Source organism: Subtercola sp. RTI3 (assembly GCF_035018625.1).
Taxonomy (GTDB): Bacteria; Actinomycetota; Actinomycetes; order Actinomycetales; family Microbacteriaceae; genus Subtercola; species Subtercola vilae.
The window spans coordinates 65,696-76,702 of sequence record NZ_JASJXO010000001.1 but is presented as its reverse complement, the minus strand read 5'-3'; the positions used below and the strand labels follow the sequence as shown (position 1 = coordinate 76,702).

11 protein-coding genes are annotated in these 11,007 nt (G+C 63.7%); 4 read left to right on the top strand and 7 right to left on the bottom strand.

From position 1 onward, the window contains the following. Positions 1-42: 42 nt before the first annotated feature. The 4 genes from zwf to QN358_RS00420 all read left to right on the top strand — a co-directional run bounded on the left by zwf (position 43) and on the right by QN358_RS00420 (position 5,339). Positions 43-1,584, top strand: a complete 1,542-nt coding sequence (zwf, locus tag QN358_RS00435; protein WP_136640495.1) for a glucose-6-phosphate dehydrogenase — start codon at positions 43-45, stop codon at positions 1,582-1,584. Next, complete coding sequence (locus QN358_RS00430; RefSeq protein ID WP_136640496.1) at positions 1,581-2,555, top strand: glucose-6-phosphate dehydrogenase assembly protein OpcA; 975 nt, start codon at positions 1,581-1,583, stop codon at positions 2,553-2,555. The genes zwf and QN358_RS00430 overlap by 4 nt, the downstream gene beginning before the upstream one ends. 22 nt (positions 2,556-2,577) lie before the next feature. Continuing rightward, the gene (gene pgl, locus QN358_RS00425; RefSeq protein ID WP_136640497.1) at positions 2,578-3,348 is read left to right on the top strand and encodes a 6-phosphogluconolactonase; all 771 of its coding nucleotides are present in this window, start codon (positions 2,578-2,580) and stop codon (positions 3,346-3,348) included. A 125-nt stretch (positions 3,349-3,473) separates the two neighbouring features. Beyond that, positions 3,474-5,339 (top strand): Ig-like domain repeat protein, encoded by a 1,866-nt coding sequence (locus QN358_RS00420; protein WP_323511125.1) that lies wholly within the window; start codon positions 3,474-3,476, stop codon positions 5,337-5,339. 90 nt (positions 5,340-5,429) lie between these two features. Here the strand turns inward: QN358_RS00420 and QN358_RS00415 are convergent, their stop codons facing one another. The 7 genes from QN358_RS00415 to whiA form a co-directional block, all read right to left on the bottom strand. Continuing rightward, on the bottom strand, positions 5,430-5,801 hold the full coding sequence (locus tag QN358_RS00415) for an RNA polymerase-binding protein RbpA (protein ID WP_136640499.1): 372 nt from the start codon (positions 5,799-5,801) through the stop codon (positions 5,430-5,432). Between the two features lie 10 nt (positions 5,802-5,811). Next, positions 5,812-6,063 (bottom strand): preprotein translocase subunit SecG, encoded by a 252-nt coding sequence (gene secG / locus QN358_RS00410; protein WP_136640500.1) that lies wholly within the window; start codon positions 6,061-6,063, stop codon positions 5,812-5,814. A gap of 67 nt (positions 6,064-6,130) precedes the next feature. Next, positions 6,131-6,934, bottom strand: a complete 804-nt coding sequence (gene tpiA / locus QN358_RS00405) for a triose-phosphate isomerase (RefSeq protein ID WP_136640501.1) — start codon at positions 6,932-6,934, stop codon at positions 6,131-6,133. Continuing rightward, positions 6,928-8,145, bottom strand: a complete 1,218-nt coding sequence (locus QN358_RS00400) for a phosphoglycerate kinase (protein WP_136640502.1) — start codon at positions 8,143-8,145, stop codon at positions 6,928-6,930. The genes tpiA and QN358_RS00400 overlap by 7 nt, the downstream gene beginning before the upstream one ends. 63 nt (positions 8,146-8,208) lie before the next feature. Continuing rightward, positions 8,209-9,216 carry a type I glyceraldehyde-3-phosphate dehydrogenase gene (gap, locus tag QN358_RS00395; protein ID WP_136640503.1) on the bottom strand — a complete coding sequence of 336 codons (1,008 nt, stop codon included), beginning with the start codon at positions 9,214-9,216 and terminating at the stop codon, positions 8,209-8,211. A 99-nt stretch (positions 9,217-9,315) separates the two neighbouring features. Then, complete coding sequence (locus QN358_RS00390) at positions 9,316-9,936, bottom strand: superoxide dismutase (protein ID WP_323511123.1); 621 nt, start codon at positions 9,934-9,936, stop codon at positions 9,316-9,318. Between the two features lie 87 nt (positions 9,937-10,023). Then, positions 10,024-11,001: a DNA-binding protein WhiA gene (gene whiA, locus QN358_RS00385; RefSeq protein ID WP_136640505.1), complete on the bottom strand. Its 978-nt coding sequence runs from the start codon at positions 10,999-11,001 to the stop codon at positions 10,024-10,026. Positions 11,002-11,007 lie beyond the last annotated feature (6 nt).

Sequence of the window (11,007 nt, the reverse complement as noted above, 5' to 3'; positions counted from 1 at the left end):
AGCGCTCACCCGAAGCGTCACTGTACTAGTACAAGGAGCAAGATGCCCCCGGTAGAAATCACTCCGGATTACAATCCGCTCAGACTTGCGAAAGACCGCCGACTCAACCGCATCGCGGGGCCCAGCGCCCTCGTGATCTTCGGTGTGACCGGCGACCTCTCCCGCAAGAAACTGATGCCAGCGGTTTACGATCTGGCCAGCCGGGGGCTCTTGCCTCCAGGCTTCTCGCTCGTCGGGTTCGCCCGCCGCGACTGGGAAGACCAAGACTTCGAGCGCGTCGTTCACGACGCCGTCAAAGAGTACGCGCGCACGCCCTTCGATGAAGACGTGTGGCGCCAGCTGTCGGAGGGTATCCGTTTCGTCTCGGGCGAATTCGACGATGACCAGGCGTTCGTGCACCTGAAAGAGACCATCGCCGAGCTGGACGCCCACCGGGGCACCATGGGCAACCACGCGTTCTACCTCTCTATCCCCCCGAAGGCGTTCCCGCTGGTCACCGAGCAGCTTCGACGTTCTGGCCTCGCTCACCCGGAGCCCGGCCAGTGGCGCCGCGTGGTCATCGAGAAGCCGTTCGGCAGCGACCTGAAGACGGCTCGTGAGCTGAACGATGTGGTCGAATCGGTGTTCGCACCTGACGACGTCTTTCGCATCGACCACTATCTCGGCAAAGAGACCGTGCAGAACATCCTCGCTCTGCGCTTCGCGAACCAGCTCTACGAGCCCATCTGGAACGCAAACTACGTCGACCACGTGCAGATCACGATGGCCGAAGACATCGGCGTTGGCGGCCGGGCCGGCTACTACGATGGCATCGGCGCGGCACGCGACGTCATCCAGAACCACCTGCTTCAGCTCATGGCCCTCACCGCAATGGAAGAGCCCATCTCGTTCAACGCCGCAGACCTGCGTGCCGAGAAGGAGAAGGTGCTGGCGGCTGTCAAGCTTCCCGAAGACCTCAGCCATTCCACGGCTCGAGGCCAGTATTCGAGCGGCTGGCAGGGCGGTGAGTACGTGCCCGGCTTCCTCGAAGAAGACGGTATGAACCCCGACTCGACCACCGAGACCTATGCCGCGGTGCGCCTCGACATCGCCACCCGTCGCTGGAACGGCGTGCCGTTCTATCTGCGTGCGGGCAAGCGCCTCGGCCGCCGCGTCACTGAGATCGCCGTGGTGTTCAAGCGTGCGCCCCAGCACCTCTTCGCTGAGGCTCAGACGTCTGAGCTCGGCTCGAATGCCCTCGTCATCAGGGTTCAGCCCGACGAGGGTGTGACCATCCGGTTCGGCTCGAAGGTGCCCGGTGCCGGTGTTCAGGTGCGCGACGTGACCATGGACTTCGGTTATGGCCACGCGTTCACCGAGGCCTCCCCTGAGGCCTACGAACGCCTGATCCTCGACGTTCTGCTCGGTGACCCGCCCCTCTTCCCACGCCACCAGGAGGTGGAGCTGTCGTGGAAGATCCTCGACCCCATCGAGGAGTACTGGGCGACGCAGGGCCAGCCCGACCAGTACCGCCCCGGAACTTGGGGCCCCGACTCGGCCGATGAACTTCTTTCCCGCGACGGCAGAACCTGGAGACGCCCGTGATCGTCGACTTTCCCGACACCAATACCAGCAAGATCTCGAAAGCCCTCGTCAAGATTCGTGAAGAGGGTGGCGCTGTCGCCCTCGGGCGTGTTCTGACGCTGGTCATCCGCACGAGCCTGGGGCACGAAGAGGAGGCCATCGAGGCCGCCAACGACGCCTCGCGCGAGCATCCGATGCGCGTCATCGTCGTGTCGACCGACAGCGAGACCGACGGTGCCCGCAGTGGTCGCGGTGCGCGACTGGATGCCCAGATCCGCGTCGGTGGCGACGCAGGCGCCAGCGAGGTCGTGTTACTCAAGGCCTACGGCGCAGCCGCCTCAGACGAAGAAGGCCTCGTCACCGGTCTGCTTCTGCCCGATGCACCCGTCGTGGTCTGGTGGCCCGGCGAGAGCCCCGAGAAGGCGTCGACGTCGAGCCTCGGCCGCATCGCCCAGCGCCGCATCACCGACGCGTCGAACCACCCGAACCCGGTCGAGTCGCTGATCCGTCTCTCAGAGACGTATGCGCCCGGCGATACCGACTTCGCGTGGACTCGCCTCACCCTGTGGAGGGCGCAGCTGGCAGCTGTGCTCGACCAGCCCCCGTATGAGCCGGTCACCGCGGTCGAGGTTCAGGGAGCATCCGATTCTCCCTCCACTCTGCTGCTCGCGGCCTGGCTCGGTCACCAGCTGAAGGTGCCGGTCACGTACGGCCTCACCCAGCGGGCGAACGGGTCGAGCGGCATTCACAGTGTCAAGCTCGTTCGCGAGTCGGGCACCATCGACCTGACGCGCGAGATTCCCAACGTGGCGACGCTCATTCAGCCCAATCAGCCCACACACGACCTCGCCCTACCACGTCGCAACCTCCGTGACTGCCTGGCCGAAGAACTGCGCAGGCTCGACCCTGACGACCTGTATGGTGAAGTGATCTCCGTTGGGCTCGCTGAGCTCTTCGAATCGACTGAAGTAGGCTTCCAAAGCCGTTCCTAAGTAGCTGTGAAGGCTGGAATCAATGACAACAGACCGTCGTGTTCTCGTTCATCCCGATAAAGACTCTTTGGCCGGGGCTGTAGCCGCCCGGTTCATCACAAAGATCATCGACATCCTTGACGAGTACGACGAAGCTCATGTCGTGCTGAGCGGCGGTAGCGTGAATACCGCCGTTCTGGCAGCCATCAAGAACTCGCCGGCGCAAAACAACGTCGACTGGCATCGCATCAGTTTCTGGTGGGGCGACGAGCGTTTCGTCGAGGCGTCCAGCGCCGATCGCAACGACCTGCAGGCCCGCGAGGCTCTGCTGAACCACATCCCGGTCGATGAGGCGAAGATTCACGCCTTCGCCTCCACCGACCAGATCGCCGATATCGACGAGGCAGCGGCCGACTATGCCCGCCAGCTCGACGAGGCGGCTCCGGATGGCGCACGGTACCCGCGCTTCGACATCATGTTTCTCGGAGTTGGCCCCGACGGTCACATCGCGTCGCTGTTCCCCGGCCTCGCTGGAATTCGCGAGACCGAGAAGACCGTCGTCTCGGTGCTGAACTCCCCCAAGCCGCCGCCGCTGCGGCTCAGCCTCACCCTCCCGGTCATCCAGTCGGCCGACCGCATCTGGCTGGTCATGGCCGGCGCCGACAAGGCGTCACCTCTCGGGCTCGCCCTCGCCGGTGCATCCATCGAAGAGGTGCCTGCTGCCGGCGCCCAGGGCCGCAAGCGCACCGTCTTCTTCGTCGACAAAGACGCTGCCGCCGAGGTGCCCGAAAGCCTCATCGCGCCCTCCTACTGAGTCTGTTCGGGCGAAAGCGGCGTAATAGACAGGCCCATCCCCACTCTCTCATATGGGTGGAGAACGTCTTCGCTCGCGAGCGATTGTGTAAGCGAACGCTCGATGTCGCGTGAGTGAGCGTGGGTATGAAGTTTCGAAGCATGGGTTTGGTCGGCGTTGTGGCCGTTGCGCTGTTGTCGGGTGGAGTGTCGCCTGCCTTGGCGACGACGACCCCGGGGGTTTCAGGCTTTTGGGGGTGGGGTGACAACGGCAATTCCTGGGGCGCGCATCCAACCGCCATTGGCGTTATGGGCGATGGAACCAGTACGCAGCGTGGCACGCCAGAAGCACTGAGTCTCTGGGGCACAGATGTTCTCGATGTGTCGAGTTCGAGATATCACACCCTTGCGCTGAAGCGTGACGGATCGGTGCTCGCTTCCGGCTATGGATACTGGGGCGAACTGGGTGACGGGGGCATGACCCCGTCTGTGAGCCCTGTTTCAGTCGTTGGCATAAGCGCCGGAAGTGGTGTGGTCTCGGTGAAGGCTGGTGGGTCGTTCTCGCTCGCGTTGAAGAGCGATGGTTCTGTGTGGGCATGGGGTCAAGCCGACCAGGGGCAGCAAGGTGACGGATCTGGAGTCATACACGTGGTGCCGACCCAGGTGCCCACACTTGGCGCCGGTTCGGGCGTCATTGCAATTTCCGCCGGGGCTAACCACGCTCTCGCGTTGAAGTCTGATGGGTCTGTGTGGGGCTGGGGTGACAACGACTACGGTGACGTCGGAATTGGTACGGGATCAGGAAATGTGCTCGTTCCAGTCCAGCTCCCGTTCGGTGCTGGTAGTGGAGTGGTGCAGATCATTGCTGCCCAGGAGTATTCGCTCGCGCTGAAGTCTGATGGGTCGGTCTGGGCCTGGGGAGACAACGAGAATGGGCAGCTGGGCGACGGATCCATCAGCAATCGGTTCGCGCCCGTTACGACAGCCTTCGGTAGTGGTAGCGGGGTCGTCTCGATTGACGGTACGAATCACTACAACCACAAGTCGGGCATCGCCGGATCCGGGTGCAAATCACGCGGGGGTGACGACGAGACCTCAATGGCGCTGAGAAGTGACGGCTCTCTGTGGGCCTGGGGGTCGAATGCCTGCGGCCAGTTCGGTTCGGGCGTGGCAGACAATGCAACTCATCCAAACCCCCTCGCTATGCCGGCGCCACTCGCCGCAGGCAGCGGTATTGTGTCAGTCTCGCTAGGCGAAGATTTCGCTCTGGCATTGCGGAGCGACGGGTCGGTACTCTCGTGGGGCACAGATGTCTACTGTGAACAGGCCGACTGCCCTACGACGGCAATCATCGGTACCCCGAAGCCAGTGCCGGGGTTCGGCCCCACCAATGTGGCAACACTGGTGACGGCATACGATGACGGCGGCCTGGTTCTTGCGGCGCAACGATTCACGGCGTCTCTCTCGATGAGCTCCTCACCAGTACATTCCCACGAGGGCGACCGCGTCGATTTCTCTGTGCATCTCACCTGCGCGGCGCCCGTGCTCGGCACGACGGTGGTGCTGGATGACCGGGGTTCACCCCTGTCGACGCTCAAGCTCGATGCGTCGGGCACGGCCGTGTTCGAAACAAGCAGTCTGCAGCCGGGACCGCATCTGATAACCGCGACGAGTTCGCCGACCACCTCGTGTTCGGGAACCTCGGCCACCGCCACGGTGAAGGTAACCAACCCGTCGTACCTCGACGTGGTGAACCACCCGGGAACATCAAGAGCAGGGGCCACGGTCACGTTCTCCGCGAACGTCTACTGCGCGTCACCCGGCACTCACACCGGCGTCGTGTTGTTTCATGAGAATGGCGTGCTGATCGGTTCGGCGAACATCGATGCGTCGGGCAACGCGCTTGCTTCGTGGATCTTCAGCACGCGTGGCACACACGTCGTCACAGCCGACTACTCGGGTGACGACGGTTGCGACCCGGCGTCGGCAGATACAGAACACGACACCAATTGATTGCCAGACGTCGGCCGGTGCCCTGTGCCCGTCTAACGTAAGAAGCCGCCCGGCGTGAACCGGGCGGCTTCTTACGTTAAGTGCTGAGAACTACTTGGCGACCGGAGCCGCCGTGCCGCGACGCGCGCGAAGCTGCGCAAGCGCATCTTCAAGAAGCTGGGCGGCCTCTTCTTCGGTGCGGCGCTCTTTGACGTATGCGAGGTGCGTCTTGTAGGGCTCGAGCTTTGCGACCGAGGGCGGGTTCAGCTGGTCGCGACCAGCAGGAAGACCCGACTGGGGAGAGTCGATGGTCTCGGGGATCTCGTCGATGGGGAGATTCGCCGCGAAGTAGCGTACGGTCTCGTTGCCCAAGGCGTCCCAGTAGGAGACCTTGATGCGGTCGGCGTGGTAGCCGCGGTCTTGCTCCCCCATGGGGCCCGCGCCGACACGTGAACCTCTAATTGCGCTGCCGCCTGATGCCATGGAATTTCCCCTAGTTTCCGGTGTCGAACTTGGTGATGAGACCGAGCACGACGATGCAGGAAACCCACACAAGCCCGAGAATCACCGTGATGCGGTTCAGGTTGCGTTCTGCGACGCCTGATGCACCGAGGTTGGATGTGACGCCGCCGCCGAACATGTCAGACAGGCCTCCACCGCGACCGCGGTGAAGCAGAATGAGCAGAGTCAGCAACAGACTGGTTATGCCGAGCAGAACCTGCAAGACAACCTGGAGGATTTGCAACAGATAACCTTTCACACAAAACGGGAGACGGTGGCCCCCCGCAGACCAAGGGCAAGTATACCGTGCGTTACACGCCGACGTGCTTCTTGAACCGCACGATGGCGCTGAACTCGTCGAGGTCGAGGCTCGCCCCGCCCACCAGTGCGCCATCGACGTTCGGCTCACGCATGAAACCGGCGATGTTGCCCGACTTCACCGAACCGCCGTACAGGATGCGTGTGGCCGCGGCGGCCTCGTCGCTCAGTGTCTCGGCGAGAACCGTGCGGAGTGCCGCACAGACGTTTTCGGCCTGCTCAGGCGTGGCCGCCTGGCCCGAGCCGATGGCCCAGACGGGCTCGTAGGCGACGACGATGTTCGCGGTCGACGGCACGCCCACAAGGGCGGCCTTCAGCTGGGCGACGGGAACCGCACTTGGGCCGAACTTCTCAAGGTCTTCAGCCGTCTCGCCAACACACAGCACGGGAACGAGGCCGTGCTTGAGGGCTGCAGCCACCTTGGCCGCGACGACCTCATCGGTCTCGTTGTGCATGGTGCGGCGCTCGGAGTGCCCGATGATGACGTAGGCGCAATCGAGCTTGGCCAGGAACTGACCTGAGATCTCGCCGGTGTAGGCACCCGAGTCAGCGGCCGACAGGTCTTGGCCACCGTAGGCGAGCTCGAGCTTGTCGGCTGAGATGAGCGTCTGCACCGAACGCAGGTCGGTGAACGGCGGGAAGATGGCAACCTCGACGTCGGAGTAGCTGTGGCTGGCGTCTTTGAGGTTCCAGGCGAGCTTCTGCACGAACGCGATCGACTGCAGGTGGTCGAGGTTCATCTTCCAGTTGCCGGCGATGAGCGGAATGCGACCGCCGGGCTGAGTGCTGCTTACCATCCGAGTACCTCCAGGCCGGGGAGGCGTTTGCCCTCCAAGAATTCGAGGCTGGCACCGCCGCCCGTAGAAATGTGACCGAACTGGTCATCTGTGAAACCGAGGGCGCGCACGGCCGAAGCCGAGTCGCCGCCACCGACGACGGCGAGGCCGTCGACGGTGGTGAGTGCCGCGGCAACCACGCGGGTGCCTTCGGCGAAGGGTGCGAGTTCGAAGACGCCCATCGGGCCGTTCCAGAACACGGTGTGCGACGCGGCGATGATGCTAGCGAAGGTAGCGGCGGTGTCGGGCCCGATGTCGAGACCGAGCCCATTCTGACCGAACGGCGTCTCTTCGATGCGTTCGGCCGACGTCACGGTGTGTTCGGCGTCGGCGCCGAACTTCGAAGCCACGACCACGTCGGTGGGCAGAACGATGCTGACACCGAGCTCGGCCGCCTTCTCGAGGTAGCCCTTCACGGTCTCGATCTGGTCTTTCTCGAGCAGGCTCGCGCCCACCTGAAAACCCTGCGCCGCAAGGAACGTGAAGAGCATGCCGCCGCCGATGAGCAGCGAGTCGACCTTGGGCAGCAGGTGCCCGATCACGCCGAGCTTGTCGCTCACCTTCGAGCCACCCAGAACGACCGTGTACGGTCGGGTCGGTGTCTCGGTGAGCTTGTCGAGAACCTCGAGCTCAGCCTGAATGAGCAGGCCCGCCGCGCTCGGAAGAATTTCTGCCAGCTCGAACACGCTCGCCTGCTTGCGGTGCACGACCCCGAAGCCGTCTGACACGAACGCGTCAGCTCCGGATGCACTCACCAGCTCTTCGGCGAAGGCACGTCGTTCGTCGGCCGACTTACTCGTCTCCCCCGCGTTGAAACGCAGGTTCTCGAGCAGTGCGTAACCGCCGTCGGAAAGACCGGAGACAGCCGCAGCCGCCTCGGCTCCGACGGTGTCGCCTGCGAAGGCGACGGGTGTTTCGAGGAGCTCAGCCAGCCGGGCCGCAACCGGTGCCAGGCTGTACTTCGCTTCGGGCGTGCCCTCAGGGCGCCCGAGGTGGCTCACAATGACCACCCGGGCACCCTGGGAGGCAAGCGCCTTCAGTGTGGGAAGTGACGCGCGTACTCGCCCGTCGTCGGTGATGATGCCGTCTTTCAACGGCACGTTCAGGTCGCAGCGAACAAGAACAGTCTTGCCAGCCAGCGACCCGAGGGACTCAAGGGTTCGTATCGTCACTTCTCGTCTTACCTATCTCGCAGATGTATTTGTTCTGCCGGCCGGGCCGGCGAAACCGTAGGCTCAGAGCTTGTCTGCGACGTACTCGGTGATGTCGACGAGACGGTTGGAGTAGCCCCACTCGTTGTCGTACCACGAAGCAACCTTGACCTGGTTGCCGATGACCTTCGTCAGGCCGGCGTCGAAGATCGAGGAGTGCGGGTCTCCGACGATGTCGCTCGACACGATCTCGTCTTCGGTGTACTTCAGGATTCCTTTGAGGGGGCCCTCAGCAGCAGCCTTGTAGGCCGCGTTGACCTCGTCGACCGTCACGATGCGCGACGACTCGACCGTGAGGTCGGTGATCGAACCGGTGGGCACGGGTACGCGTAGTGCGTAGCCGTCGAGCTTGCCGACGAGCTCGGGAATGACGAGGCCAAGGGCCTTGGCGGCACCGGTCGACGTCGGGATGATGTTCGCTGCGGCGGCACGGGCGCGGCGCAGGTCGCTGTGCGGGCCGTCTTGCAGGTTCTGGTCGGCGGTGTAGGCGTGAACCGTGGTCATGAGGCCACGCTCGATGCCGAAGTTGTCCATGAACACCTTGGCGAGCGGCGCGAGGCAGTTCGTGGTGCACGACGCGTTCGAGATGATGTCGTGAATGGCCGGGTCGTAGGTGCCCTCGTTGACGCCGAGAACCAGAGTTGCCACGCCGTCGCCCGTTGCGGGAGCCGACACGATGACCTTCTTGGCGCCGCCCTGGATGTGCTTGCGAGCGTCTTCGGCCTTGGTGAAGCGGCCGGTCGACTCGATGACGATGTCGACACCCAGCTCGCCCCACGGGAGGTTGGCAGGGTCACGCTCGGCCAGCACCAGGATGGGCTTGCCGTTCACGATGATATTGTCGCCGTCGAGCTCAACCGTGGCGTCGAGACGGCCACCGATGGTGTCGTACTTGAGCAGGTGCGCAAGCGCCTTGTTGTCGGTGAGGTCGTTGACTGCGACGATCTCGATGTCGCTGCCCTTGGCGAGGGCCGCTCGGAAGTAGTTGCGGCCGATACGGCCAAAGCCGTTGATACCGATCTTTACGGACACGTAGTGCTCCTGTGACTGGGGCCCCGAGGGGCAAGATGGTGGTTACCGTGCATCAAAATGGTGCCGGGCCCCTTCGCGGGGCCCGGCAAAAGCATCGCTTCAGAGTACCAGCAGGCCGTCGGTCTTCGATGCGGCTGCGGCGTAGCGGGCGGCGACGTTCTCCCAGTTCACGATGTTCCAGAATGCCTTCACGTAGTCGGCGCGAACGTTCTTGTAGTCGATGTAGTAGGCGTGCTCCCACACATCGAGCATGAGCAGCGGAACGAGTCCGAACGGAACGTTGCCCTGCTGATCGAAGAGCTGGAAGATGCTGATCTTCTTGCCGATGACGTCGTAGGCCAGCACCGACCATCCGGAGCCCTGCACGCCGAGCGCGACTGCAGTGAAGTGAGCCTTGAACTTGTCGAACGAACCGAAGTTCTCATCGATGGCGCTCGAAAGCTCACCCGTGGGCTCTCCGCCTTCGGGAGAGAGGTTGGTCCAGAAGATGGAGTGGTTGACGTGGCCGCCGAGGTTGAAAGCCAGGTCTTTCTCGAGCTTGTTGACCGCGGCGAGGTTCTCGGAGTCGCGAGCGTCGGCGAGCTGGGCCAGTGCCGTGTTCGCCCCGGCGACATAGGTCGCGTGGTGCTTGTCGTGGTGCAGCTGCATGATGGTCGCACTGATGTGCGGCTCGAGAGCGGCGTAGTCGTAGGGAAGATCTGGAAGTGTGTATTCAGCCATTGTGTCTCCTTGTACTTGGTGTTGCGATTGTGCGACCTGATCAGTCTATTGATGTAAGCCGCACGGCTTCTGAATGCTTCCCGAACTTCAGTCGTCGAGATCGGGGGGCAGATTCGCGTCGGTTCCGGGGATGCCGAGGTCGCTGGCCTTTTTGTCGGCCATGGCGAGAAGGCGCCGGATGCGGCCCGCGATCGCGTCTTTCGTCATGGGCGGGTCGGCGTGGTGGCCGAGCTCGTCGAGGCTTGCGTCTCGAAAGTTCAGCCGCAACGCCCCCGCGTACTTCAGGTGGTCGGGAACCTCGTCGCCAATGATTTCGAGAGCTCGTTCGACCCGTGAACACGCGGCAACGGCGGCCTGTGCCGAGCGGCGCAGGTTGGCATCGTCGAAGTTGACGAGCCGGTTGGCGGTGGCGCGAACCTCCCGGCGCTGGCGCATCTCCTCCCAGCGGCTGACCGACTCTTTCGCGCCCATCAGGCTGAGCATCGAGGCAATGGCTTCGCCGTCGCGGATGACCACGCGATGCACTCCGCGCACCTCACGTGCCTTCGAGCCGACGTGCAGCCGAGCCGCTGCACCGACGAGAGCCATAGCAGATTCATTGCCGGGGCAGACGATTTCGAGGGCCGCAGAGCGGCCCGGATCGGTGAGCGAGCCCTGGGCGAGGAAGGCCCCCCGCCAGACGGCGGCCAGTTCGTCTGCTGAACCCGTGGTGAGACGGTTCGGAAGGCCGCGGATGGGCCGGCGGCGAGCATCCAGAAGCCCAGTCTGGCGGGCGAGGGTCTCACCGCCGTCGAGCACACGAACGAGATAGTAGCTGCTGCGGCGTACGCCAGAGGCGGGCACGAGCGAGACGTCACCCCGAACCCCGTAGAGTTCGGCCAGGTCTTTGCGCACGCGTTTGACGAGCTCTTGCGTATCGAGTTCAGCCTCGATGGCGATGCGGCCCGAAATCAGGTGCAGGCCGCCGGCGAAGCGCAGAATGGTGGCGACTTCGGCCGCGCGGGCCGCCGTCTTCGTGACAGCGACAGCCGTCAGTTCGTTTTTGACATCGGCAGTAAGAGCCAATCTCTT

Excerpts from the sequence above, each read along its gene's own strand:
- zwf (WP_136640495.1), top strand. The coding sequence starts at position 43 with ATGCCCCCGGTAGAAATCACTCCGGATTACAATCCGCTCAGACTTGCG.
- QN358_RS00420 (WP_323511125.1), top strand. The coding sequence starts at position 3,474 with ATGAAGTTTCGAAGCATGGGTTTGGTCGGCGTTGTGGCCGTTGCGCTG.
- QN358_RS00415 (WP_136640499.1), bottom strand. The coding sequence starts at position 5,801 with ATGGCATCAGGCGGCAGCGCAATTAGAGGTTCACGTGTCGGCGCGGGC.
- QN358_RS00390 (WP_323511123.1), bottom strand. The coding sequence starts at position 9,936 with ATGGCTGAATACACACTTCCAGATCTTCCCTACGACTACGCCGCTCTC.
- pgl (WP_136640497.1), top strand. The coding sequence starts at position 2,578 with ATGACAACAGACCGTCGTGTTCTCGTTCATCCCGATAAAGACTCTTTG.
- tpiA (WP_136640501.1), bottom strand. The coding sequence starts at position 6,934 with ATGGTAAGCAGCACTCAGCCCGGCGGTCGCATTCCGCTCATCGCCGGC.